Source organism: Marinoscillum sp. HNIBRBA16962, from assembly GCF_057801515.1.
The window spans coordinates 2,224,355-2,247,744 of the sequence record NZ_CM173603.1; the positions used below are offsets into that span (position 1 = coordinate 2,224,355).

Sequence of the window (23,390 nt, forward strand, 5' to 3'; positions counted from 1 at the left end):
TAGATAGGGCCACCAAATGACTGATGACGATATTGTAAAACTCTGAAATACAGTATGTTTTAAAAATGCGTCATCGGTAGTGTAGTGCCGGAAGAAAAATAAAATCCGCTTCTTGCATCCATCTTGATTGTTGGTTAAAAGACCAATAACGGGGCAAAATCAAATCGATCCCCTTGTGTTTTCTGCGATAGCTACATGCATATAAGGGACCCCAGGCGACCACCAGGGGGGGTAATCTCAACACTCCCTTCAAAAATTCAGACATTTTTGTAATAAAGTCTTCTTAAACGATACTTTATAGGAAACTTGTCACTGATGAAATCTCTCAAAGAAGAATTCCTGGAAATGCTCTCAAGTTACCAGGGGATTTTGCATAAGGTCAGTTTGGTTTATTTTAAGAATAAAACTGACAGGGAGGATAACCTTCAGGAGATTATCTATCAGCTTTGGAAATCATACCCCAGTATCAAAAATAAACAGAGCATTGGGTCGTGGGTTTATGCCGTATCCATAAACACGTCTATTTCCAGAGTTAAAAGGACCTCCCGCATGAGGTATGAAGATTCCATACCGGAACTACCTGATGGCTCAAATCTTTTTGAAGAGATCACGACGCACGAATCCTTGCAGTTATTACTGAGTGCGATCTATCACCTGGATGAAATCAGCAAATCAGTCATGTTGCTCTACCTTGAGGAAAAGAGCTATGATGAGATTGCTGAGATCATAGGTATTTCAAAGTCAAACGTTGGGGTACGGATCCATAGAGCCAAAGAGATGCTGAAAAAGAATTTAAACCAATAAGGTCATGGAAAATGATGAATTAATAAAAGTATGGAAAAAGGTGGATAGCGATATCAATCAGAGGAGCCGGGAAGAGCTGAATTTATTACTTACCTCAAAAGCTAAACAGACTGTAAACAAGTTTGTGTTGATCATTGGCATATCTGCACTGGTCAGCCTGGGCTTGATTGTTTACCTGATAATTACTTCAGTAAACAGGCAAGATGATCTCATTTACCTGATCAATAATGTAATCCTGGGAGTTATTACTATGGTTGCTCTCATTTCAGGTCTGTTTTCATGGTATAAAATGAGTCATCATAGGTATGATCAGCCGCTGGAAGGCTGGTTGGGCATGAGAATCAAACTGTTGTCTAAATGGTTGCAGGGTAAATCAAGTAAGGTTTACCTCTTTTTGCTTCCATTTCTTTATGTCTTGACCGTATTGTCGATACATGTCTACTTTGAACACAAAACGTTTATCGAAGTATTACACAATGAGGAATCAGTGATAGGGCTGATTGTTGCGGCGCCAATGGGTATTTTTGTCGCATATTTTTCGGTCCGAAAAATCAGGAAGTATCAATTGCGTAACCTTGAGTTTCTTAAGGAGCTACATAGGCGGCTTGTGGGCTAGAAAGTTGATATGCAAAAAATAGCATGGAAGCCTCGACATATTTACCTGTCACCCGTCAGATGGTTCCGAACCGTCTGACGGGTATCTCCTTATTCAATCAATTTAATTGAATTAAGTATGCATTCAAGCTCATTCTCAATATTTTCAATTGGTCCATTCTTTATATAAATGGACATCATGACTGCTCTTCTGTTTTTATAAAATAAGTATTCAAAATTTCGAGTGGGCTTGCTATCAGGCTTATATTCCAGGTATTCTATTTTTTTCCATTTCTGATCATCAATTATAGCAACAGTGTCCTCCATCAACTTGAACATGGTATCTGTGTTCATCAAATGTTTGAAATACATATAATGAGTACCCATTACCTGAGACGAATCAAGTCCATTAAAGATTCCAGTTACAATGTCGATTTGAGCATCGTATCTTCTATCCCAATTTAGTGTATCATAGTATGTTACTCCTACTGCATTGTCATTTGATTTTTTATAGTCATATACCTGCCATATATCACTATGTTTTAATGAAATTCCGGCTTCAGTACTTTTAAAAACCTTAGTGCAAGTGCCATTATCTATTTTTTGCGTCCTATTCTTTTGGCTACATTTCAATAATAAAAATGAAATAGAAATTAGAATAAAGAGTCTAAGCATTATAATGTTATTTGTGTTATGTGATTGCTTTAATCTGGCTGCAGATTCCAACACCATTAAACATCCATGGTCTGATTCTAATGGGTGAATTGGGACTGAAGGGGTTGAGTCGTATTCCTTGAAAGTTTAAAATTGTCAACCAAATTAGAATTTTTAATCTAGCGTTTTAGGAGTGGAATAATCATTAAACGTGATACATTATTTTTGAAATTGGTGGTTTATAGCCATCACTTCTGCCTGAAAACTATCTTTATAGGTACTCCCGAAAAATTGAAATGATCTCTGAGCTTGTTGGTAAGGAACCGTTCGTAGGCTTCTTTGATGTCCTTTGGATGGTTGCAAAAGAAAGCGAATGTGGGGCTCTTTGTGGGTAGCTGAGTAATGTACTTGATCTTGATGTGCTTGCCGCGGACAGCCGGTGGCGGGTACTTCTCAATTTCGGGCAGCAGGGCCGCATTGAGCTTGGAGGTGGCGATCTTTCGCTTTTTGTTCTCGGCTACTTCCAGTGCCAGTTCGATGGCCTTAAAAATCCGTTGCTTGTTGAGCACACTGGTGAAAACTACCGGTACATAGGAGAGGGGACCGAGCTTAGCGGCAATGTGTTTGCGGTAGTCTTCGGCTGAATTGGTCTCTTTTTGATAGAGATCCCACTTGTTGACCATGATGACCGATCCACGCTTATACTTATGAGCCAGGTTGATGATGTTCGTATCCTGGGCTTCCAGGCCATTTTCCGCATCCAGTACTACAATGCATACGTCCGAGTCCTGCAGCGCCTGGATAGCTCGCAGCACAGAGTAAAACTCAATGTCTTCTTTTACCTTGGCTTTCTTACGGATTCCGGCGGTATCGGTAAGGATAAAATCTTTTCCGAATAGATTGTACCGGCTGTCTATGGCGTCTCGTGTAGTTCCGGCAATGTTTGTAACGATACTGCGGTCTTTGCCCAGCAAAGCATTGAGAAAGGAGGATTTGCCTACGTTGGGCCTTCCTACGATGGCGATACGTGGTATGCTTTCTTCTTCGTCTGTTGTTTCAGGCTCATCTTCAAAGTGCGTAACCACCTCATCGAGGAGATCACCAGTCCCTGCTCCACTGGTGGAGGCGACCGGGTAAATGGAATCAGAAATACCCAGCTGATAAAATTCACTGGCCATGTAGGATTTCTCAGCATTATCGGCCTTGTTGGCAACAATGATCACCGGTTTTCCAGTCTCTCGAACCACATTAGCAAAGTCAGTATCCAGACCGTGTAGCCCCGTGTGGCAATCGGTCATAAATAGAATGACATTGGCTTCCTGCAGCGCTTCTTTTACCTGGGTACGTATAGCTCCCTCGAAAATATCGTCAGACCCTTCTACGTACCCACCTGTATCGATCACGGTAAAATGCTTTCCATTCCACTCCGCATATCCGTAGTGACGGTCCCGGGTCACCCCGGACTCATTATCCATGATGGCCTGCTTTCGCTCTATAAGCCGGTTAAAAAGAGTGGATTTACCTACATTCGGTCGTCCTACTATTGCTACAATGTTTGCCATAATCGCCGCAAAGGTAGAACCTTTTTCTCTTTTAAATTGAGGATTTGTTTGCCAGGGGCCGACAGTTTGCATTCCTGAATGTTCCCTACAATTTTCACACAAAAACAAACTTGCTTATAAACATTCCCCTGCGCCCCTTTTCTAAAGGGGAATATTGGTGTTTTTGTGTGAAAACCTCTTATAACGTGATGATCTTTTCGCAAAACTGTCGTACACCTGTTGCTATGGAAGAATACCTGATGTCAATCATAATAAAGTACGATGATTCGTTTGTGAAGGGCTTTCCATAATCCGGGTGGGCAAAAGCGGAAAAGAGCAAGAAAAGGGTACGGATTATAAAATAGCTTTCACTGATGCGTATTGATTTTTAATACCCGAACCTACGAAGTTTCTGATCATCTTTTCGCCAGTCCTTTTCCACCTTCACAAAGGTCTCCAGATGGATCTGCTTTCCAAAAAAGTCCTCCAGGTCCTGTCGTGCTGCTATGCCGAGGTTTTTGATCGCTTCTCCTTTTTTGCCAATGATGATGCCTTTCTGACTGTTACGCTCCACGAATATCTCCGCCCTTATTCGAATGATATTTTCTTCTTCTTTAAATGAAGTGACAAGTACCTCACTGCTGTAGGGGACTTCCTGTTTGTATTGCATGAAGATCTTTTCCCTGACGATCTCAGCAGTGATAAACCGCTCGGATTTATCGGTCATTTCATCTTCCGGAAAATAGGGAGGATGTACCGGCAGATGCTCTATGATCTTTGCTTGAAGGAGCTCTATTCCCTCGCCGGTGGCGGCAGACACAGCAACAGGCTCTGCCCAATCCAATTCCTCATTCCAGTAAGCAACTTTGTCCATCACCTGAGACCCTTTGCCCAGGTCTGTTTTATTCATGACAAACAGCAGGGGGATACCGGTGCTTCGGGCCATGTCAATCCACTCCTGGTGGGTGTTTTTCTCACCAAGCTCCACCATGTAAAGGATCAGATCCGCATCCTCCAGTGATTTTTTCACAAAACCCATCATCCTTTCCTGCAGCCTGTAGGCTGGGTCAAGGGTGCCGGGGGTGTCGGAGTACACAATTTGATAGTCATCAGTGGTGATGATCCCAAAGATCCTGTGCCGGGTCGTCTGAGCGCGATTGCTGGTAATGGAAATACGCTCTCCTGTCAGTCGGTTCATTAAAGTAGACTTACCCACATTGGGTTTGCCCATGATGGTGACAAATCCGGACTTAAAGGTTGCTTCATCTTTCATTGTCTGCAATTTGATAAAAAAGGTTCATTATTAACTTATTTCAAAGAACTTTACGAGTGTTGACCGTTGAATCGGGAATACATCTCAGATTCAATTGTTTTTACATAGAGATACGTGTGCGGTTATGGAACAACATAAGCAAATAGCTGTAAAAACCATTTATTTAAGCATTTTCGGGAATGCTTTTTTGGCGATTGCCAAAGGTGTAACAGGTGTCTTTGGACATTCATATGCATTGATAGCAGATGCTATTGAATCTACTACGGATGTTTTTTCTTCAATACTTGTTTTGGTGGGATTGCGATATGCGACCAGACCACCTGATAAAAACCACCCCTATGGACATGGAAAAGCAGAACCATTAGCCACTTTTGCAGTGGTAGGTTTTCTTGTAATTTCAGCTACCATTATTGCCACGGAATCAATTGAAAATATCCATACTCCTCATAGCGTCCCGGAAACTTACACACTTATTATCCTGGGTGCTATTGTTATCATTAAAGAGGTTTTTTACAGGGTCGTTTCAAGAGGAGGGAAAAATACAAAAAGCACTTCCCTCAAAGCGGATGCCTGGCACCATCGCAGTGATGCGATCACTTCATTGATGGCTTTTGTTGGGATATCGATAGCTGTTTTTTTAGGGGAAGGGTATGAAACTGCTGATGATTGGGCGGCCCTGTTGGCCTCAGGTATAATCATTTATAACGCCTACCTGATCTTTAGACCGGCGCTAAGTGAAATTATGGATGAGGATGTTTACAGTGATTTTGTAGCAGAGATCAGAAGGGTGGCTACACAGGTGGAAGGCGTCAGGGGTACGGAAAAATGCTATGTTAGAAAATCCGGATTCAATTATCACATTGATCTGCACCTTGTAGTAAATGGGGATAAAAAAGTTTCCGAAGGACACACCATAGCACATCAGGTAAAGGAAGCGCTAAAAGAAAAATTTCCCGAGATTTCGGATGTCCTTGTTCATGTAGAGCCTGCATGATTTGTGGGTTTTAGCTCTTTGTTCACCTTTTGATTACCCTTTTTGCCCAACCTTTACTCAACGCCGCCCGATTATAGGTTCAGGAATTTTTTAAAAGCGTAAAAATGATTGAAACTATTGACCGGCAGCACTTGTCTGCTCTGGAACTATCAGAGGCTGTTTACTGGAGTCGTTATTATGAAGACGATGGACCGTTAAAAACATACCGTAGTGTCATTGACGGGGCATTAGCCTGCGCCGTACCCGAAATGGACATCCTGGCCCTGAACAGGGTCATTGGCCTGGGAGTTCATCAACGAATAACTCCGGCGCTTTTAGACATGGTGACCCATTTTTTTCGGAAAGCCGGGAGTGTGCGGTTTTTTGTTCAGCTTAGTCCTTATACAGTAGATGATGCTACCAGAGTCATCTTGCGCGATGCGGGATTCAGACATCACAACAACTGGGCTAAGCTGGCCAGGGCCGCAAATATGCCAGCGCCAAAGGTAGAATCTAAGTTGAAGGTGAGGAGGGTCTTATCCCGGGAAGCAGAACTATATGCCCGCATTATCTTCAATAGTTTTGATTGGGAAGATGAGCGACTGATTGGCTGGCTGGCAGGTACGGTAGGCAAGTCCTGGTACAAACATTTCCTCGCTTATTATGGAGATACTCCGGTGGCTGCCGCTGCTTACCATGAGCATGGAGAGTATGCTTCTATGGCGTTTGCAGGCACTCTGCCCGAATACAGAGGTCTTGGGGCACAAAAGCTACTTTTGAAAACGCGGATTGAGGAAGCACAGTCGGCGGGCTGCAGGTATATGGTGTCAGAAACAGCTGAGGATACAGTGGGAAGACCAGTGCCAAGCTATCGTAACATGTTAAAGTCCGGGTTTGAGTTGGCTTATTTGCGTCAAAACTGGATCAAAGAGCTATGAAAAAGATCCCGGTTATTGTGTTTGCAGGAATATTTATGCTCATTTCCTGTGAAAAGCATGATCCTGATGCACTTGTTACCCCCGAAGAGCCTCCGGAAGAGGATTCGGTCTTACGAGTGCCGGTAGTAGTGCATGTTTTACATCACGGGGAACCAGAAGGAGTGGGGTTTAATCTTTCACGCCAGCGGATCCATCGACAAATGGCTATCCTTAACGAGGATTTCCGTAGAAAGGAAGGAACCCGTGGTTACAATACCCACCCCCATGGAGCAGATAGCAGGATTGAGTTTGTTTTAGCTAAAACGGATCCGGAGGGTAATCCTACTAATGGGATCAATCGGGTAGATATCTCTAAGCTGGACAATCCCGTTTCCGGTAATTATCGATTTGATTATAACGCGTGGTATGGCTATTGGGACTATACCCATTACCTGAACATTTGGGTTGAGCCCTTTGAAAAGTCCACCATTGATCTTTACCTGGGGGTGGCTACGGGACCGTCTTCTGATCTGCCGGGCATAGAGTTGATGCATCCGGGGGAGCCTTTGCAGTCAGAGGGTATACTGATCAACTCCTGGCACTTCGGAGAGACCACACAGGGCTCTGAATACAACCTGGGTAGGACGCTTACTCATGAAGTGGGACATTACCTGGGCCTTTTGCACCTATGGGGAAATGGAGATTGCGCTACAAATGATTACTGCAATGATACTCCGCCGGTTGATGACCCTACAGTCGGTTGTCCGGAAACCTTTGAGGCCTGTGACGGCACTCCTGCGATGGTTGGTAACTATATGGATTGGATACCCGACTCCTGCGCACATATTTTTACCAATGATCAGGTAGAACGTATGCGATATGTATTGAGTCATAGCCGTAAAGCATTGCTGCAATCTAAGGGATTGAACACTCCGTAAGGGTTATTAAGAGGAACTAATTTAATACACTTCATGAGTTTATGTTTTCATAATTTTCAAATACCTCTTTGATGTGAGGTAACTTTCCGTTACATTAGAGGAGACCATCATTTTAATCCGCCATGGAAGTCATCTCTGATACATCAACTCTTTTGATCATTCAGACTATTATCCTGATTGTTTTATTAGCGGTATTTGTATTACCAGTTGTTTGCCTTGTGAGTATTTTCAGAAGTTCTTTGTCGCTTCAAACCAGGCTATTGTGGGTTTTGACCGTCCTTTTAGTGCCCATAGTGGGAGCCATGCTGTACCTGCAGTTTGGTAGAGGACGACTAATGGAAGAAGGAGATCGTTGATTTTTAGCCGATCTTGATTCACATTTAAGGGGTTCACGCTTTTCTATTTTACATCCGGTTCCTGCTGACTGAGACAGTGGAAGCTACCAAGCCCCCATACGATATCAGTAGAGTCTATACCGATCACTTTCCGGTTTGGAAACAGTGGTGTAAGAAGCTCCAAAGCCTTTTGGTCATTTTCCGGATCCCGGTAAGTTGGTACTACTACGCAACTGTTGGCAATGTAGAAATTGGCATAGGAGGCAGGCAGCCTCTGGTTATCGTAGGTGACCGGACCGGGCATAGGAAGTTCTACCACTTTGAGGGGCCGTCCGTCTGGCAGCTTTAGCTTTTTCAGGAGCTCCAGGTTTTCCTGTAAAGGCTGGTAGTTATCATCTTCGGGATCAGGTTCTACCACGGTTACTACGGTATCTTCATTGACGAAACGCGTGATGTCATCAATGTGCCCGTCCGTATCATCTCCAACGATCCCGTCGCCCAGCCACCAGATGGTTTCCACACCATAAAAGTCCTTCAGGTATTGCTCTATTTCTTGTTGGGAAAGGTGAGGGTTGCGGTTTTTATTGAGAAGGCAGGAGGTGGTGGTGAGCACTATACCCGCTCCGTTAAAATCTACAGAGCCGCCTTCCATCACAATCCCCGGTTCATAGACCGGCAGGTCAAGTTGCTGACTGACCCTGGCAGGTATCTGGTTGTCCAGGTCGTAGGGCGGGTATTTTTCGCCCCATGCATTATAACCCCAGTTGATAATGGCTTTGGTTTTAGCTTCGGGGTTGATGACAAAGGCCGGGCCATGATCACGGCACCAGGCATCATTGGTAGGGTGATGGTAAAAGGCTATCTGATCCGGGTTTGCACCTACTTTAGCCAGTTCCATTTTAGCGAAAGCTTCCATCTCCGCATCCCTCACATTGATGCAAACTTTCTCACCGGTTGCTATTGCTTTTATGAATTCACAATATGGTTTGTATACCTTTTCAATTTTGCCCGGCCAGGAGTCCTGGTTATGTGGCCAGCTGAGCCACGTTGCTACATGGGGATGCCATTCTGCTGGGAAATGAAAACCGTCTTTTCCTGGTGTTTTACTCATTCCTCGTCTATATATCGCTTTTGGATGGGAGAATACGCATCAATGCGCCGATCGCGTAAAAAAGGCCAGTGAGTACGGTATCCGTCCGATTTGCTCAGGTCTACCGGGATTACGTTGGTAACTTCCTGGTTGTGAGGAGCCTTGTATTCTACCCAGCCAAAGGCATTGGTCACAAAAGAACCGCCCCAAAACTGCATATCGCCTTCCAATCCCGTGCGGTTGACAGATACCACCGGTACTCCATTTGCCACAGCATGCGAGGTTTGTATCGTTTGCCAGGCATTGTGCTGCTCTTTGTTGGTAGCTTCATCCTGATCTTTGTGCCAGCCAATGGCTGTAGGGTAGAAGAGGAGGTCGGCACCCATGAGCGAAGTAATGCGGGCTGCTTCAGGATACCACTGGTCCCAGCATATCAGTATACCGACATTGGCATAGCGCGTTTTGAACACTTTGAAGCCCAGATCACCGGGAGTGAAGTAAAATTTTTCGTAATAGCCGGGATCATCAGGGATGTGCATCTTACGGTATTTCCCCAGGTATTTTCCATCTGCATCGATCACCGCGGCAGTGTTGTGATACAGACCTTCGGCTCTTTTCTCAAAGAGAGAGGCAATGATCACCACTTCATGTTTTTTGGCGATTTCAGAGAGGGCCTCTGTGCTGGGGCCGGGGATCGCTTCAGCCAGCTTAAAGTTTTCATAGTCCTCTACATCGCAGAAGTAGAGCGATTTAAAAAGCTCCTGCAGACAAATGATCTGCGCGCCCTCCCTGGCGGCTTTTTCGGTTTCTGCCAGTGCTTTTTTAAAATTTGCTTCGGGATCGCTACTACATTCCATCTGTACGATCCCGATGTTTACTTTTCGGTCTTTTGACATGTTGTGTATTTCTGTATGCGAATTTCGCAACTAGTAATAAATTGTAAAAATGCAGTATATTAAAATGCTACGTAAATAGTTGATTGACAGATTGATGTATTAGGTGAATATTTGTTCCATTAGGCACTAGATTTCATTTTTTACCTGTTATCGAGGAATACTGTGTGCCAAACAAGCGGTCATAAGGTATGAAGGTTTCTTTGAATGGTTTGCACCAGGTCATCCCTTACACTCACCTGACTGGCAAAGTCCACCCAATTTTTAATTACGGCATTCATTTCCTGAATTATTTTTTCACCCGTTTTAATATTATTTGCTTTGGCAATGGTCATTAAATCCCCCAATGAAATGTTTTTGTGTTTACCATTTATACTTAAAGTCTGTTGGTTTACCCAGATGTTTTTAGGGTCATACGAGTAACAAACATCGTAGGCCGGGGCTAGTTCCCATTTTTCTCCCTGTTTTAACCGGAATGAAAAATTTTTGGTGTGATCATCGCAATTGGTTGCTAAAACATTAAACACCATCCTGCGGAACATTTGCTCAGCTTCAGGGTAAGATAAGCGCAATAAGCGCATGGTTTGAAACACCTGCTCGTAGCTGTATGCATACAAATTATTATAATCATAATGCCGGATACCGCATAAAGTTTGAATATGGTGTTTGGTATTGTTGTCCTCTCGGTCAAATCGCCTCGTCATGAAGTGAGCCCTGCCATTTTCTTCGAGGAGTTCACATTCAGTCATATCTATACCACATTCTTTTGCCATTAAATGATAGGCATATTCTACACGTCCCCAACCGAAACTTTCACCAATCTGCACTCCACTAACTCCATCAAGTTTTAGTAACCAATGTTCGAATCCCTTGGGTACTTTCGTTTGACCGGACCTTACTTCTTTTGTCTTTTTATTAAACGCAATAACTGCTTTGGGCCTTGCGCCTCCGGCAGATGTTCCGACTTTTAAAATTTCGTTCATAGCCTGCTGTTCATCAGCACTTAAATTCGCTTTGAAACCATCACGATCTGAAAGGATTTTTTTGGCTGCATCAATAAGGCTTTTTATTTCAATAGCGAATGTGTTTTTATTCGATTTTTGTTGAGCTGGTTCAAATTCTAAGGCCCCCATACCCCGCCGACCTATAAAGCATAACATCTCAACGGAATTCAGGCTATGAGGCGGACGTCCATTTTGGACCAACCATTTTTCTATTAATAAATTACCGTATTTATCAGGCAGGGAATCGGCTAGCAGACCAGGTAACCCTTTAAAAGTATCCCCAACACTGTTTTTTTCCGGTATTAATTCAGGAAATCTATAAACACGGTCGCCATTGCTTACTGGCATCTTTACAGGAGAAAGATCCCAGTTTTTGGTTAAAAAGTTTTTATCAAATTGGAAATCAGCAATTTGCAACTTGTCGTCCCAGGTCACCACACCAACCAAAGTATTCCATATATTGACATATGCATAGTCTACCATCCCAGATCTTCATTTATATTGGTTTTTTTGCTGCCTGGTCTCGACCTCTGTCGTTTTTTTTCTTTTAATTTTGCATACTCAATCGGGCTGATCTTTTCTTCAATTGTGAAAATTTTCAGGAGGTGCAATAAGTCAAGCACACGTAATATCTGTATGAGGGAAGAAAGTGTTATGGGTTCTCCATTTTCAATTTGACTAAGCGTCCAGCGATTCAACCCTGCTTCTTTTGCTAGTTGCGCCTGGGTTTTATTTTGTTCTAATCTCTGGTGTTTAATATAGGCGCCAATTGCATTGATTATAGCACTATCGCTCATTGCAATCCATTCGTTGGGATTTGCCATCGTTATATCTTTTTTGATGTCTTTATGATAGTATTTACCAATAAATATAGTGAAATGTTTCCTGAAAATCGATTATCTGGTGGTATTATGTTGGGATTTACCAACAACAATACTGATATGACTCTATATTATTGGTTTTTACCAACATAATTATAAAAACCAGTAGTCCTTCCCGATCGTAAAATTTAGTGACTGCAAATACTGTTCGATTTTCATTCGTTCTGTAGCAGGAGGATAAACCCCAATTAGTACCTGTGGGTTCCGAAGCCTTTCGATTTTTTTATAGTCAGTCAGGTCCATTGAATGGAATGGGATATTGCGGTCATTCAGTGTTTTTTCAACGAGTTTGGTTTTGGGGTTATTTCCCCAGATAACCAGGTTTTCTTTCCTAAAGTCCGTGTCGATGAAAGTGTTGATTTTCAAATTAAAAAAAGCCTGCTGATTGTAGTTCTCCGAGTTTCGGGAGGTTCTGCCGGGGTGTTCTCTCCATAAAAGGGTAGTTTCCGGAATCGCGGCAACAGCAAAACCATTTTGATACCACCGCAGTACCAGGTGGTAGTCTTCAGGGTAGATCAGGTTTTGAAACCCACCAGATCTTAAAAGGTCCGATTTTCTGGTCATCCAGTTTGGCGAAGCAATGACACACTCCCGGTAGATGTTTTCCCACTGTACTCCCTTACTGTTTATTGCATTTAGCCATTTTTCATACTGTCTGTATCCGGGGCTGACGGGTGAGTCTGAAAAGTACTCAACCAGGCCGGTGACAATGGTCGGTTTATCAGCATCATTCAGCGCTTTTACCATCTTTTCCAGTCGTCCGACAACCATCAGGTCATCTGCATCCATTCGGGTGATCAATGTGCCTTTGCATTTTGAAAATGCGTGTTGCAGAGCGCTAATGATACCACTTCCCGGGTTTTTAAAGACTTTGGCTCGATGATCTGAATCGCAAAACTTGTCGAGGAGATGTTTGCTATTGTCCGTAGAGTGATCATCTACTGCAATCAGTTCCCACTCGCGATAGGTCTGGTTTTGAATGGAGAGCAGACAGTCCTTCAGAAATGGCGCTGCATTTTTTACCGGCATGATGATGCTTACCAGGTCCATTACATGATGCCCATTTTTTCCATCAGTTTGCTTGCATTGAAGCTTTTACAGGTGCCGGGTGTAAGCTTGTAGTCAAACAGGATCTCATTGCCCCGGATCGTGCTGTTGAAACTGAAGTTTCGTACTTTCTTCTCGGTTTTTTCCAGGTTACCCAGCGCCAGGTCATGGGTTGAGATCATCCCGAAAGCAGGTTTGGCGGTAAGCTTTCCGGCTAATGCCACGGCGCCTTTATGCCGGTCTTCGGAGTTGGTGCCTTTCAGTATCTCGTCCAGCAGAAAAAAGGTGGAGGGATGTTTTTCCAATTCTTCAAGAAGCTGATGGATCCGCTTAAGCTCTGCATAGAATGAACTCGTATTTTCAGCCAGGTTATCCCTGGTTCGCATGCTCGTGAAGATGTGTGTGAGACTCATGTTCAGGCTTTCGGCATCTACAGGAGCACCCATTTGTGCCAGTACCATATTGATACCGACAGTCCGCTGAAAGGTAGATTTACCGGACATATTTGATCCGGTGATGATGTCTACCTGCCCGGATCCGCTGATCTGGTAATCATTTTTTACTTTTTGTGAGGAATGGATCAGAGGATGTCCCAGTTTTTGTGCTTCGAAATGGAAAGGATCTTTTTTTATCTTCGGAAAAGAATATCGGGGATTGGATTGTGCAAAACCCCCAAGGCTGATCAGACATTCCATTTTATTGATAGCCTGAAACCACCTGAAAATATGGTCCCGATGTGTCAACCGCCAGTGGTACAGGTCTGTAAGTAAAAAAGCATCAAGGAGAAATACAGCATCAAGGAGACCATAGAGAATATTGGCTCTGGAGCTGAGCCTATGGGTAAGAGAAGCAAGTTTACTGATAGCTTGATGAGCATCATCTGCCTTTAATTCCTTTTGGATATCGTTCAGGTACTTACTTTTGAATTTCCTTTGTTGCGTAAGCCCGATGGCTTTTTGGTAAGTGGAGATCAGGAAATAGGACTTATCGATGCCTAGGGTAAGCTCTCTGAGGTATTTGATAGTCATAGTCAGGAATATCCCATTTAGGATAAGCGGCAGGTAAAAAATATGGTGTGGTAGACCAGCAAAGAAAAATAGCCCTGCAGCTGAAATCATGATAATGATAAGTATCCATGTCAGGGCTTTCCATAATTTTCCTTTCGAAAATTGTACAGGATTTGCCGTCCACTTTTCCAGGTCTCTTTGTTGCAAGTTTGGGTCATTCTTTTTGCGCTTTTCCACCTCGATTTTAGAGATGGCCTGAAACTGCTGACTGAAATCAATTGAATCGGCCAACTCCTTTACGGCATCCTGGCGGTGGAATATTTCCTGATAGTTGGCCTTTGTGGTCATCCATCTGGCCAGGAGGTCTTTGGAGTCCTTAATTTTACATCGGTTTAAGAGCTGGTAGAGTGAACTCTGACCAAACAGGTCAAGGTCCTGAGCGTAGGGATGCTCTTCATTTTTGTATTTTTCTCCGGGATCAAAATCTTTCAAATGCAGATCAAGTCGCTGGATTTCCTCTTGATTTAATTTGCTTAATGTAAGGAAATATTCCGTTTGAAATTCCTCCTTTTTATGATAGTGGATCAGTATAAAGAGTCCTAAAAAAGGTATGACCGAAATCAGTAAAGAGGGAATGCTATCCGAGCTGAAATAATGGATCAAAAGCACGGCTCCTGCAATAAAAGCCAACCCTCTGAAGAGCGAAAGGTAGTTGCTGCTTTGCTTATGTTTCAGGTATTTCTGGTGGAAGTGATTGACCCTTTGATTGAAAAAATCCTGCATCTAAAAAGTTAGGAAGCTAATGATGAAAATAAAGACCATGGCAATAAGTAAGACAAACGAGTAGATCCAGCCGCTAAAAAAGACTTTAAAAATGGAGGTTCTCCACCTGATATTGTACGTATTTCTGAAAGAAACGATCAGATAAAACCAGGCGCCCAGAAAAATCAGCAACCCCAGAAACCCAGGGGGCTCTTTGAAAATGGAATATAGCCAAAAAGGTGTGAGCACCACAAAAAGAAATGAGTGCACATGCAGGGAGTGAACAACATGATTGATATAAAGCCTTTTTCTGAAAAACACTTTCAAAATCAGGGCGTAAATCGGAAGCAGGAAAAACATCAGGATCGGTATGTTTTTGATCACATAAGACATGAAGGTTGAGTTTCCTTTCTTCTGGGTTTTAATGATCTGCTTTACAATTACCTGCTCCCAAAAGGGCCGCATGTGTGTGTTCAGTGAATCCAGGATCTCTTCCGTGGCGTAATCGTCGGACATACCGTTGATGATATCCAGGTTTTTCTGCTCAAAAACAAAATACCCGGAATCCGGCACTGAGGTAGGGAGGGAGTCTACTGTAAAGTTTAAACTATCCGTGTCAAATGAGTACCGGATGGTATTTTTTCGCTCCACGGAGTCTTCGGCCATGTTTTGAAGTATTCCGGTATTTTCGGAACGCTCACTTTCTTCATTATTACTGGAGATTGAAAACACAAAAAAGTGGATTAAACTAATCACCAGGTAAAGACGGATAGGATTAGCATATTTTACCCTTCGCCCTTCCATAAACTCCCGGGTTAAGGTACCCGGCTGGATGAAAAAAGGCTTAAAACTGCGTCCAAACCGTGAGTCCAGCGAGAAATAGTTAGCGAAAAAATCTTTCAGTAATTGACCGAATGAAACCTGATTGTTATTGTTTTCCTGGCCACATTCAGGACAGAAGTTATAGGCAGACTTTAAGTCATTCCCACAGTTGAGGCACTTATCCGTTTTGCGGCGCTTCTTCATGAGGTTAATTTAAGGAAACTTAGATCATCCTCTCCTTTTCAGATAAAAATTGGTACCCCAGGCAATGATGATCATTACCAGGGCGTAGATTGTGTATTCCATATTGGTCTGGTCGTTTTCACCTCTCAGTCCCATCCAAAAGAATACACCTGCCAGGATCATAAATATCCAGGTTGTTGTCTTTAGAAATTTTCTCATAATTTTTCCAATGCCAGTCTCAGGTCTTCCGGGGTATTGATGCCCACACTATCATGCGAAGTTAAGCCAAGTTGGATACTGTAGCCATTTTCCAACCACCTTAGTTGCTCCAGCTTCTCTGCCTGTTCCAGTTTTGAAGGAGGCAGTTTGCTTACCTCTTTCAATATTTCGCGGTGGTATCCGTATATACCCAGGTGTTTATAGTGGATTTGTTCGGCATCTGCGTGACTAAATGGGATAGGACTCCTGCTAAAGTAGAGAGCCTTCATACCATTGGTGAAAACCACCTTCACATTGCCGGGATTGTTCAGCTCATCAGCAGCTGTCATGCTGGTGGCCAATGTAGCCAAAGTAGCATTTTCTTCAAGCATTTCACATAATTGGGCGATGACCTCCGGTTGCAGAAAGGGCTCATCACACTGAATGTTGATGACCTGGTCGAAATCAGGATACTGTTCGATAACCTCAGCGCAGCGCTCTGTTCCGTTTCTGTGTTTTTTTTGTGAGATAAATACTTCTCCACCAAAGGATCGAACCTCTGCTTCAATTCGCTTATCATCAGTGGCTACTATGACCTTTTGGAGTGTTTTGGCTTTTGAAGCCTGCTCATACACTCTGTGGATCATGGTCTTTCCCCCACAGTCAGCCAGTGGTTTTCCCGGGAAACGTTGAGAGTCAAACCGTGCCGGTATGATGCCCAGAACACTCAAGGTTTTACCTCCCGTACTTTCAGGGAAGTGCCCTCATCGGAAATTACTTCAACTTCGGTATCTGCATCTATGTAGTTGCCTCGTGTATAGGCATCATAGAGCTCTCCATCTATTTCCACACGACCGCTGGGACGAAGGATGGTATAGGTTTTCCCTTTTTTTCCGATCATGGACTTGCTTTTGTAAAAGCTGGAGGTATAGCCTTGTGTCTGGTCCTGAATATCCTCCAGGGCGATGCGTTTAAATACTTTGGTATTTGTAAGCCGGATTCCCCCGATAAACATAATGATGATGGAGCCGAGCAATCCTGCAAGCGTGGTGGCGACTGCCAGGAAGATGTCGTCCATTTTCACAAAAGAGAAGTCCAGGGCATCATTGTTAAGCATTACCAGCACCAAAGATCCGAGTGTGAGTACGAGTCCGGATATACCGGCAATACCAAATCCCGGAATTACAAACACCTCCAGGGCTATCAATGCCAGTCCTACAACGAAAATCACGATCTCCCAGTTTTCGGCGAGACCATTAAGGTAGTAGGGGGTAAAATACAGGACGATAGCAACGATGGAAGCCAGGATAGGAAACCCTACTCCTGGTGTTTGCAGCTCAAAATAAATTCCGCCGATGATCACCAGGATCAAAATCCCACTGATGAAGGGGTTCAAAAAGAAAGCAATGACCTTCTCTGTGGCTCCAAGTTTAAACTCTGTCACCTCGTAGTTTTCTATGCCGTTTCGCTTCATGATGTCTTCAATACCTTCCACCTCAGCTTCACAAAAACCGTATTTGATCGCTTCGGAGACGGAAAAGGTTACTACCTTCCCCTGTGTGGCGATGCTATCCAGATCAATATCTTCATCTACCATCCCTTCAGCAATTTTCGGGTTTCTTCCTTTGGCTTCAGCAGTAGATCGCATAATGGACCGCATATATGACTGGTATTTGTCCGGGGCAGCTGCTCCATCCTGGGTTACCACCGTTGCTGCTCCTATACTTGAGCCTCTGGCCATATAGATAGAGTCACATGCGATGGAGATCAATGCTCCTGCAGAGGCTGCATCTTTATTGATAAAGGCATGGATGGGTCGGTCGAAGTTGAGAATTCTGGTTCGGATCTCATCCGCATCATTAAGTGCACCTCCATAAGTGTCCAGCTCCAGGATGACATAGTCCACGTCCAATTCCTGCGCTTCCTCAAGCCCCAGCTCCGTATATCGGTTGGTTCTGGGGTCTATGGTTGACAGCACCTTCATATGAAACACCTGTACAGTGCTATCAGACTGACCAAAGGTCGTTTTGGCGAAGACCAACAGTAAGAAAAGATAAATGTATTTTTTGGGCATTTTTGTGTGTATAACTTTGCTAATCAGGTTTGTTAAAATTACTTCAATCACTTTGTCTGATAAAGCTTCTTTTGATTTTTCTTTTACCTTACCGGGACTGATCTGGCAAACGGTCATCGACGAGGCGCATGGTTTAATGGTTCTTGAAGTCAGAGATCAGGAGACCCATTTCATGGATTACAGACTGGTAAACCTGAAATCTTATCAGGTCAGTGAGTTTAAAGTGGCAAAAGCTGATTGGTGGACGACTGTACACAGGCTGGTTTACCCGATTCTGATTTTTGAGACGTACCAGGACCCTCAGGATCCTGCTAAAAAGGGAATACTGATATATGACCTGGACCGGGGGGAAGTTTTGAAGGAAGTGGAGCAGTTTCAGCTGACGGAAGTGGGGAGGGATGCATTGCAGGGACATGAGCCCGGAGACCAGTCAAGCATGAAACAGGTTGATCTGGCGGTGCTGGGAAAAGACCTGCGGGCTTCAGGAAAAAGCGAGGTAAAGTATCCTGTATATTATGCTCCGGGGACTACATCTTTCAGGACGGTGTTTGATTTTCTGGAAAAAGAAGACCCTGGTTTGGGATGCGAATATTTTGAGTGGGAAGAATATATCATAATCAGCTATTATGAACGTTTAGGTACAAAGTTTGATAGAAAGCTTCTTGTTCTAAAGGGAGATCGCGAAATTTGCCACGAAGTGCAGGATGAAGGGATGAACGGATTTGCTTCGGGAGCATTTTTTCTATCAGATAACCTTTTGGTATTTATAAAAAACAGGAATCAGATCAATGGAATCGAGCTTTAAAGTGTTAGTGTGTGTGTTATTGTTTGGAGTGAGCCTCAGGGCTTCTGCTTATGATTCGTTGCGTCTTGAAAAGAATGGGGGTAAGTCTTACGTGATCCATAAAGTGGATGAGGGAGAGACTTTGTATTCACTTTCAAAGCGATACAATGCTAAGATCAGAATAATTGCTGAGGAGAATAATATTGGTGATTACCAGATTTCGTTAGGCCAGGAGCTTCGGATTCCTGTAGAAGTAACCAGTCAACCCACACAAGTAGTTGCTGAGAAACCGGAGCAAAAAAATGTATACCATACGGTAAAGACCGGGGAGACACTTTACTCATTATCCCGCCAGTATGGTGTGTCAGTCGCACAGATGAAAGATTGGAATGGGTTGCCTTCCAATGAGATAGCTATCGGGCAGGAGCTTATCGTTTCTAAAGAAGGAACCTTCGTAGAACCTTCTCCACCTGAGAACAATGATTCTGATAGCATTGAAAGTGAAGATCCTGATCCTGTCAAAAAGGAGGATAAAAAGAAAAAAGTACCTTCCGGGTTTACGGAGTACTATGTGCAAAATGGAGAACTTTTGGAGTCTATTGCCCGAAAGTTTAGTGTAAAACCAGACAGCATTGTTATCTGGAATAACTTATCCAACACCTATCTCTCCATAGGACAAAAACTTCTTATAAAAGGTAAATTAGACACAAGTAAGCCATCCAAACCTCAAAATGTCAAAAAAACAGCTTACGCGTCTATTCGAAAGCAAACCGATTCCAGTGGTTTTACGAAAGTGTTTGAAGAGGGGGTGGCCAGTAAAATTGATAGCTCCGTGGAAACAGAAAAGTATCTGGCCCTTCACCGGACACTTCCCATTGGCTCATTGATCGAGGTTCGAAACCTGATGAACAACCAAAAGGTGTTTGTTCGGGTGGTAGGCAACTTACCAAATACAGGCATCAATGAAAAGGTCCTGGTTCGGTTGACACCCATTTGCTTTGAACGACTAGGTGTAATTGACCCAAAGACGAGGGTAGAGGTTTCATACTATCAGGACTAGAGTTTGGAGGATATTAAAGCGTTTCTTGACGAAAAGGTAGATCAGTACAATCGTCCCGGATTTATTGAAAATGATCCCATTACCATCCCCCACCAGTTTAGCAGGAAGCAGGATATTGAGATTGCCGGGTTTGTGGCGTCAGTACTTGCCTGGGGCCAGCGAAAAACCATCATCAACAAGTGCAGGGAGTTTTTCCAGCTCATGGATAATGCTCCACATGATTTTATTCTAAATCACAACGAATCGGACTTAAAACCCTTTGTTAATTTTAAGCACCGCACATTCAACGGTACCGATGCCTTGTACTTTATTGAGTTTTTTAGGCATCACTATCAAAGGTATGAGAGTTTGGAAGATGGCTTCTTAATGGGGGCGGTGCCTGATGCCGGGGATACGGCTTCACATCTTACAGGATTTTTCGATTATTTTTTCTCTTTGGAGGATCATCCCATACGCACTTACAAACACATTCCAAACCCTGTGCGAAAGTCCGCTTGTAAACGGGTCAATATGTTTTTGAGATGGATGGTGAGGAAAGATGAGCAGGGAGTGGATTTTGGCTTGTGGAACCGTATTTTGCCTGGTCAGCTGGTTTGTCCCTGCGATCTGCATGTAGACCGTGTAGGGCGACGATTGGGGTTGATCACACGAAAGCAAACTGATTGGCTGACAGCTCTGGAGCTGACAGCCAACCTGAAAAAGCTGGACCCTGTAGATCCGGTTAAATATGATTTTGCACTTTTTGGGTTAGGGGTGGAAGAGCGGTTTTATTGAATCTCAGCCTCCTGCTGGTCACCCCATTGAGACGGATTGCTTCTCCAAGCTTCCAGCGTAGCCTGTTGTTCTTTCGGGATGCTCCCTTTTTGTACCAGTAGGTTGATCAGTGTATGGTAATTGCTCAAATACCACAAGTCCATATTATGAGAAGCAAAGTTGTCATCTGCTATGGAAAAGCCATAGGTAAAGATGGCCGCCATGCCCAAAACCTCCATTCCTGCAGATCGAATAGCATTAGCAGCCTGTAAAGAGCTCATTCCGGTGGAAACAAGATCCTCGACCACCACTACTTTTGCTCCTTTGGTAGTTACTCCTTCGATCTGATTTTCAAGTCCGTGTCCTTTAGCCTTTGACCGAATGTAAATAAAAGGCACATCAAGCGCCTCAGCTACCAGCACCCCTTGCGGAATCCCTGCCGTAGCTACACCGGCGATTATTTCCACTTCCGGATATTTTTCTTTGATTAGTTTGGTCAGACTTTCAGTAATGAGTTTTCTGGTTTTCGGATAAGAAAGACTTAGTCTGTTGTCACAATAAATGGGTGATTTCCATCCTGATGCCCAGGTAAATGGCTCTTTTGGGTTGATTTTGATCGCCCCAATTGCAACTAAAGATTCTGACACCTTTTCGGCCAGGGTAGTTTCGTATTGATGAATTGGCATTTTTTATATGTTAATTTTTAGAAATCTTGCTGGCGCTATTTTTACACGCCAATATTTTTGTGTTTTATTTGTAGGCAAAGCTAAGCTTCTTGTGAAAATATTCATCAACGATATCCCGGTAAGAATCATTGACAATTCTGAACTTGACCCGCAGAAGGAATTTGATATGGTCATAGATGGGGCCGTCAAAAAGATCAAACCCAAATCTCTTTTGGATGATGTGCTGATTCGGGATGCATCGCCTGATAATGTAGATGAGTTGCTCCATTTAATGACAGATTACAAGTTTAAAGAAGTAGATTCCATCACGTTTACCAGCCTTGATAAGAAGCCCATTATTAAGTTTATCAAAAGCAAGTTTAAAGTGATAGAGGCCGCCGGTGGCGTAGTGGATAAAGATGGTAAAATATTGCTTATTTACCGAAAAGGACGATGGGATATTCCCAAAGGAAAGGTAGATAAAGGAGAAAATAAAAAGGACTGTGCCGTAAGAGAAGTGGAAGAGGAGACTGGTGTAAAAGTAGCGATATCACAAAAGATCATTGCCACATGGCACACGTATGTCACCAATAAGAAGTATGTCCTCAAGAAAACGCACTGGTATGTGATGCAATGTCTGGATGATTCCAGCATGGCGCCCCAGGAGGAAGAAGACATTGATGAGGTCAGATGGATGTCTTTAACAGAATTAAGAGCCGCTCTATACGGAAGTTATCGGTCCATCCGTGTAGTCATTCAGGAATACCATAAACTTCTAAAGGTAAAAAGTCAGAGCTTATAAGGCAGGAAAGGGGTCACTTCTCCTCCGTATTTGTGTACTTCCCTGATAATACTGCTACTGATGTGAGCAAGTTCCGGAGAGGTGATAAGAAATACAGTTTCCAGTTCGTCATTCAGGTATTTGTTTACCTGGGAGATACTGTTTTCATATTCAAAGTCAGTGGTATTGCGTAATCCACGGACCAGGTATCTGGCATTATATTTCTCTGCTAAAATGGCCGTCAGCTCATCATAAACAATAACCTGAACCCGGTCTTCTTGATCAAACGCTGACCTGATCTTGTCAAGCATCATATCGATATCAAAATACCTTTTCTTCTTGGTATTATACCCAACAGCTACAATTACTTCCTCAAAAAGCTTGAGGCTTCTTAAAACGATATCTTCATGCCCTTTCGTAAAAGGGTCAAAGGAACCCGGAAAGATGGCAATCTTTTTATTCATTATTCGCAGAGGAATATGCTGTAAAGGTCAAAATACCGGTGTTCCGGCACATCATCAAATGCTTCCGGTAGTTTCAGGAAATTGGGCTTGGCACCCAATGAAATATTTCGAATGAATTTCTTCAGCAAGTTTAGTTGGGGACCATCGTTTTTGATCATACCCCATAGGATCAGCTTATTGGATTTTTGAGACAGACCTACCTCTTTAAAAATAAGCATTGTATACTTCAGGTAATCCTCACTTTTACGAGCTGCAAACTGGTTGTAGTAAAGCAGCTTTTCATTTTGCGTTACTGCAAGGTGAAGAATCCCTCGATCTATGAGACCAAACATGGTTTTTTCATGCGAATGATCATCATAGGAGAGAATCCCTTCAATGAAGGCGCTTCCCTGATGGATGACCTGGATGCTTTTCTTAGGATAAACCTCTTTAACCCACTCTAATACCTTCTTATCGGATGTAAAAATATTGACAGCACTGCTGGATATATGCTTGTAATAATAAACCTCTTCAATCTTTGTTTTGATCTCAGAGTTTAAAGCCAGGTAATCACTGGCTACTTCTGCCATAAAGTAGTTGTTAGGTACCAGTGAAAACTTGTGCGTCTTAAAAGAGATCTTGATGTCATCCCACTTTTGGGACCTTAGAAGAGCGTGGTTAGCGACGATCGACTGTATGGTTTCCAGCCTGGTATTGATGGTTTTTACCTTTTCCAGTTTATAGTCTTCAAGGACAAGGCACCTGCTTGTCTGCTTATTGATGACACAAAACTGAAAATCTCGAATGCCGATCTGCAGACACAAAGAATAAGACGGCAACTTCTCCGGGTCGAAGTTTGCCGCCTGTATTTTTTTTACTCGTTTGTAATTTGATGTGACGGTTGCACTCAAAAT

26 protein-coding genes are annotated in these 23,390 nt (G+C 43.2%); 10 read left to right on the top strand and 16 right to left on the bottom strand.

What is annotated here, in order from left to right; translation table 11 throughout:
- Positions 1–315: 315 nt before the first annotated feature.
- Positions 316–804 (top strand): RNA polymerase sigma factor, encoded by a 489-nt coding sequence (locus tag AC3E9V_RS09500; protein ID WP_488752952.1) that lies wholly within the window; start codon positions 316–318, stop codon positions 802–804.
- 4 nt (positions 805–808) lie between these two features.
- Positions 809–1,420 (top strand): hypothetical protein, encoded by a 612-nt coding sequence (locus tag AC3E9V_RS09505; protein ID WP_488752953.1) that lies wholly within the window; start codon positions 809–811, stop codon positions 1,418–1,420.
- An 89-nt stretch (positions 1,421–1,509) separates the two neighbouring features.
- Here the strand turns inward: AC3E9V_RS09505 and AC3E9V_RS09510 are convergent, their stop codons facing one another.
- From AC3E9V_RS09510 to era, 3 genes are all read right to left on the bottom strand, one after another.
- Positions 1,510–2,073, bottom strand: coding sequence for a hypothetical protein (locus tag AC3E9V_RS09510; RefSeq protein ID WP_488752954.1), 564 nt, complete (start codon positions 2,071–2,073; stop codon positions 1,510–1,512).
- A 227-nt stretch (positions 2,074–2,300) separates the two neighbouring features.
- The gene (der, locus tag AC3E9V_RS09515) at positions 2,301–3,614 is read right to left on the bottom strand and encodes a ribosome biogenesis GTPase Der (protein ID WP_488752955.1); all 1,314 of its coding nucleotides are present in this window, start codon (positions 3,612–3,614) and stop codon (positions 2,301–2,303) included.
- A 367-nt stretch (positions 3,615–3,981) separates the two neighbouring features.
- On the bottom strand, positions 3,982–4,866 hold the full coding sequence (era, locus tag AC3E9V_RS09520; RefSeq protein ID WP_488752956.1) for a GTPase Era: 885 nt from the start codon (positions 4,864–4,866) through the stop codon (positions 3,982–3,984).
- Positions 4,867–4,990: 124 nt separating this feature from the next.
- Here era and AC3E9V_RS09525 point away from each other — a divergent pair, with 124 nt between their 5' ends.
- The 4 genes from AC3E9V_RS09525 to AC3E9V_RS09540 all read left to right on the top strand — a co-directional run bounded on the left by AC3E9V_RS09525 (position 4,991) and on the right by AC3E9V_RS09540 (position 8,050).
- Positions 4,991–5,860: a cation diffusion facilitator family transporter gene (locus AC3E9V_RS09525; protein WP_488752957.1), complete on the top strand. Its 870-nt coding sequence runs from the start codon at positions 4,991–4,993 to the stop codon at positions 5,858–5,860.
- 104 nt (positions 5,861–5,964) lie between these two features.
- Positions 5,965–6,777, top strand: coding sequence for a GNAT family N-acetyltransferase (locus tag AC3E9V_RS09530; protein ID WP_488752958.1), 813 nt, complete (start codon positions 5,965–5,967; stop codon positions 6,775–6,777).
- Positions 6,774–7,694 (top strand): M43 family zinc metalloprotease, encoded by a 921-nt coding sequence (locus tag AC3E9V_RS09535; protein ID WP_488752959.1) that lies wholly within the window; start codon positions 6,774–6,776, stop codon positions 7,692–7,694. The genes AC3E9V_RS09530 and AC3E9V_RS09535 overlap by 4 nt, the downstream gene beginning before the upstream one ends.
- Before the next feature lie 122 nt (positions 7,695–7,816).
- A complete protein-coding gene (locus AC3E9V_RS09540; RefSeq protein WP_488752960.1) occupies positions 7,817–8,050 on the top strand; it encodes a PLDc N-terminal domain-containing protein in 234 nt (77 codons plus the stop codon).
- Positions 8,051–8,093: 43 nt separating this feature from the next.
- On the opposite strand, the gene AC3E9V_RS09545 is transcribed toward AC3E9V_RS09540, so the two are convergent.
- The 10 genes from AC3E9V_RS09545 to AC3E9V_RS09590 form a co-directional block, all read right to left on the bottom strand.
- Complete coding sequence (locus tag AC3E9V_RS09545; RefSeq protein WP_488752961.1) at positions 8,094–9,140, bottom strand: agmatine deiminase family protein; 1,047 nt, start codon at positions 9,138–9,140, stop codon at positions 8,094–8,096.
- The gene (locus AC3E9V_RS09550; RefSeq protein ID WP_488752962.1) at positions 9,137–10,015 is read right to left on the bottom strand and encodes a carbon-nitrogen hydrolase; all 879 of its coding nucleotides are present in this window, start codon (positions 10,013–10,015) and stop codon (positions 9,137–9,139) included. Before AC3E9V_RS09550 ends, AC3E9V_RS09545 begins: the two co-directional genes overlap by 4 nt.
- Positions 10,016–10,194: 179 nt before the next feature.
- Positions 10,195–11,499 (bottom strand): type II toxin-antitoxin system HipA family toxin, encoded by a 1,305-nt coding sequence (locus tag AC3E9V_RS09555; protein ID WP_488752963.1) that lies wholly within the window; start codon positions 11,497–11,499, stop codon positions 10,195–10,197.
- A complete protein-coding gene (locus AC3E9V_RS09560; protein ID WP_488752964.1) occupies positions 11,493–11,840 on the bottom strand; it encodes a helix-turn-helix domain-containing protein in 348 nt (115 codons plus the stop codon). Before AC3E9V_RS09560 ends, AC3E9V_RS09555 begins: the two co-directional genes overlap by 7 nt.
- A gap of 150 nt (positions 11,841–11,990) precedes the next feature.
- On the bottom strand, positions 11,991–12,947 hold the full coding sequence (locus AC3E9V_RS09565) for a glycosyltransferase family 2 protein (protein ID WP_488752965.1): 957 nt from the start codon (positions 12,945–12,947) through the stop codon (positions 11,991–11,993).
- Entirely contained in the window at positions 12,947–14,734 is a 1,788-nt protein-coding gene (locus AC3E9V_RS09570) for a MutS-related protein (protein ID WP_488752966.1), read from the bottom strand. The genes AC3E9V_RS09565 and AC3E9V_RS09570 overlap by 1 nt, the downstream gene beginning before the upstream one ends.
- Positions 14,735–15,739 (bottom strand): DUF3667 domain-containing protein, encoded by a 1,005-nt coding sequence (locus tag AC3E9V_RS09575; RefSeq protein ID WP_488752967.1) that lies wholly within the window; start codon positions 15,737–15,739, stop codon positions 14,735–14,737. It lies immediately after the preceding gene.
- A gap of 24 nt (positions 15,740–15,763) precedes the next feature.
- The gene (locus AC3E9V_RS09580; protein WP_488752968.1) at positions 15,764–15,937 is read right to left on the bottom strand and encodes a hypothetical protein; all 174 of its coding nucleotides are present in this window, start codon (positions 15,935–15,937) and stop codon (positions 15,764–15,766) included.
- Entirely contained in the window at positions 15,934–16,647 is a 714-nt protein-coding gene (kdsB, locus tag AC3E9V_RS09585; RefSeq protein WP_488752969.1) for a 3-deoxy-manno-octulosonate cytidylyltransferase, read from the bottom strand. The genes AC3E9V_RS09580 and kdsB overlap by 4 nt, the downstream gene beginning before the upstream one ends.
- A complete protein-coding gene (locus tag AC3E9V_RS09590) occupies positions 16,644–17,990 on the bottom strand; it encodes an NfeD family protein (RefSeq protein ID WP_488752970.1) in 1,347 nt (448 codons plus the stop codon). Before AC3E9V_RS09590 ends, kdsB begins: the two co-directional genes overlap by 4 nt.
- A gap of 52 nt (positions 17,991–18,042) precedes the next feature.
- On the opposite strand from AC3E9V_RS09590, the gene AC3E9V_RS09595 reads away from it, so the two are divergent.
- From AC3E9V_RS09595 to AC3E9V_RS09605, 3 genes are read left to right on the top strand one after another with little or no spacing between them, the layout of a single operon-like run.
- Entirely contained in the window at positions 18,043–18,795 is a 753-nt protein-coding gene (locus AC3E9V_RS09595) for a DUF4905 domain-containing protein (RefSeq protein WP_488752971.1), read from the top strand.
- Positions 18,779–19,834 (top strand): LysM peptidoglycan-binding domain-containing protein, encoded by a 1,056-nt coding sequence (locus tag AC3E9V_RS09600; RefSeq protein WP_488752972.1) that lies wholly within the window; start codon positions 18,779–18,781, stop codon positions 19,832–19,834. The genes AC3E9V_RS09595 and AC3E9V_RS09600 overlap by 17 nt, the downstream gene beginning before the upstream one ends.
- A 3-nt stretch (positions 19,835–19,837) precedes the next feature.
- Positions 19,838–20,608, top strand: a complete 771-nt coding sequence (locus AC3E9V_RS09605; protein ID WP_488752973.1) for a TIGR02757 family protein — start codon at positions 19,838–19,840, stop codon at positions 20,606–20,608.
- Here AC3E9V_RS09605 and pyrE read toward each other — a convergent pair.
- Positions 20,602–21,273 (bottom strand): orotate phosphoribosyltransferase, encoded by a 672-nt coding sequence (pyrE, locus tag AC3E9V_RS09610; protein ID WP_488752974.1) that lies wholly within the window; start codon positions 21,271–21,273, stop codon positions 20,602–20,604. The genes AC3E9V_RS09605 and pyrE overlap by 7 nt on opposite strands.
- A gap of 91 nt (positions 21,274–21,364) precedes the next feature.
- Between pyrE and AC3E9V_RS09615 the strand changes: the two genes are divergently transcribed.
- Positions 21,365–22,054 (top strand): NUDIX hydrolase, encoded by a 690-nt coding sequence (locus tag AC3E9V_RS09615; RefSeq protein ID WP_488752975.1) that lies wholly within the window; start codon positions 21,365–21,367, stop codon positions 22,052–22,054.
- Here the strand turns inward: AC3E9V_RS09615 and coaD are convergent.
- Together coaD and AC3E9V_RS09625 are read right to left on the bottom strand one after the other, a co-directional pair.
- On the bottom strand, positions 22,042–22,497 hold the full coding sequence (coaD, locus tag AC3E9V_RS09620) for a pantetheine-phosphate adenylyltransferase (RefSeq protein WP_488752976.1): 456 nt from the start codon (positions 22,495–22,497) through the stop codon (positions 22,042–22,044). The genes AC3E9V_RS09615 and coaD overlap by 13 nt on opposite strands.
- Positions 22,497–23,387 carry a DUF3822 family protein gene (locus AC3E9V_RS09625; RefSeq protein WP_488752977.1) on the bottom strand — a complete coding sequence of 297 codons (891 nt, stop codon included), beginning with the start codon at positions 23,385–23,387 and terminating at the stop codon, positions 22,497–22,499. The genes coaD and AC3E9V_RS09625 overlap by 1 nt, the downstream gene beginning before the upstream one ends.
- Positions 23,388–23,390: the final 3 nt, after the last annotated feature.

Excerpts from the sequence above, each read along its gene's own strand:
- AC3E9V_RS09570 (WP_488752966.1), bottom strand. The coding sequence starts at position 14,734 with ATGCAGGATTTTTTCAATCAAAGGGTCAATCACTTCCACCAGAAATAC.
- AC3E9V_RS09560 (WP_488752964.1), bottom strand. The coding sequence starts at position 11,840 with ATGGCAAATCCCAACGAATGGATTGCAATGAGCGATAGTGCTATAATC.
- pyrE (WP_488752974.1), bottom strand. The coding sequence starts at position 21,273 with ATGCCAATTCATCAATACGAAACTACCCTGGCCGAAAAGGTGTCAGAA.
- AC3E9V_RS09545 (WP_488752961.1), bottom strand. The coding sequence starts at position 9,140 with ATGAGTAAAACACCAGGAAAAGACGGTTTTCATTTCCCAGCAGAATGG.
- AC3E9V_RS09600 (WP_488752972.1), top strand. The coding sequence starts at position 18,779 with ATGGAATCGAGCTTTAAAGTGTTAGTGTGTGTGTTATTGTTTGGAGTG.
- AC3E9V_RS09565 (WP_488752965.1), bottom strand. The coding sequence starts at position 12,947 with ATGGACCTGGTAAGCATCATCATGCCGGTAAAAAATGCAGCGCCATTT.
- AC3E9V_RS09500 (WP_488752952.1), top strand. The coding sequence starts at position 316 with ATGAAATCTCTCAAAGAAGAATTCCTGGAAATGCTCTCAAGTTACCAG.
- AC3E9V_RS09525 (WP_488752957.1), top strand. The coding sequence starts at position 4,991 with ATGGAACAACATAAGCAAATAGCTGTAAAAACCATTTATTTAAGCATT.
- AC3E9V_RS09510 (WP_488752954.1), bottom strand. The coding sequence starts at position 2,073 with ATGCTTAGACTCTTTATTCTAATTTCTATTTCATTTTTATTATTGAAA.
- der (WP_488752955.1), bottom strand. The coding sequence starts at position 3,614 with ATGGCAAACATTGTAGCAATAGTAGGACGACCGAATGTAGGTAAATCC.
- AC3E9V_RS09580 (WP_488752968.1), bottom strand. The coding sequence starts at position 15,937 with ATGAGAAAATTTCTAAAGACAACAACCTGGATATTTATGATCCTGGCA.
- era (WP_488752956.1), bottom strand. The coding sequence starts at position 4,866 with ATGAAAGATGAAGCAACCTTTAAGTCCGGATTTGTCACCATCATGGGC.
- AC3E9V_RS09555 (WP_488752963.1), bottom strand. The coding sequence starts at position 11,499 with ATGGTAGACTATGCATATGTCAATATATGGAATACTTTGGTTGGTGTG.
- AC3E9V_RS09575 (WP_488752967.1), bottom strand. The coding sequence starts at position 15,739 with ATGAAGAAGCGCCGCAAAACGGATAAGTGCCTCAACTGTGGGAATGAC.
- AC3E9V_RS09530 (WP_488752958.1), top strand. The coding sequence starts at position 5,965 with ATGATTGAAACTATTGACCGGCAGCACTTGTCTGCTCTGGAACTATCA.
- AC3E9V_RS09540 (WP_488752960.1), top strand. The coding sequence starts at position 7,817 with ATGGAAGTCATCTCTGATACATCAACTCTTTTGATCATTCAGACTATT.
- AC3E9V_RS09590 (WP_488752970.1), bottom strand. The coding sequence starts at position 17,990 with ATGCCCAAAAAATACATTTATCTTTTCTTACTGTTGGTCTTCGCCAAA.
- AC3E9V_RS09505 (WP_488752953.1), top strand. The coding sequence starts at position 809 with ATGGAAAATGATGAATTAATAAAAGTATGGAAAAAGGTGGATAGCGAT.
- AC3E9V_RS09550 (WP_488752962.1), bottom strand. The coding sequence starts at position 10,015 with ATGTCAAAAGACCGAAAAGTAAACATCGGGATCGTACAGATGGAATGT.
- AC3E9V_RS09535 (WP_488752959.1), top strand. The coding sequence starts at position 6,774 with ATGAAAAAGATCCCGGTTATTGTGTTTGCAGGAATATTTATGCTCATT.
- coaD (WP_488752976.1), bottom strand. The coding sequence starts at position 22,497 with ATGAATAAAAAGATTGCCATCTTTCCGGGTTCCTTTGACCCTTTTACG.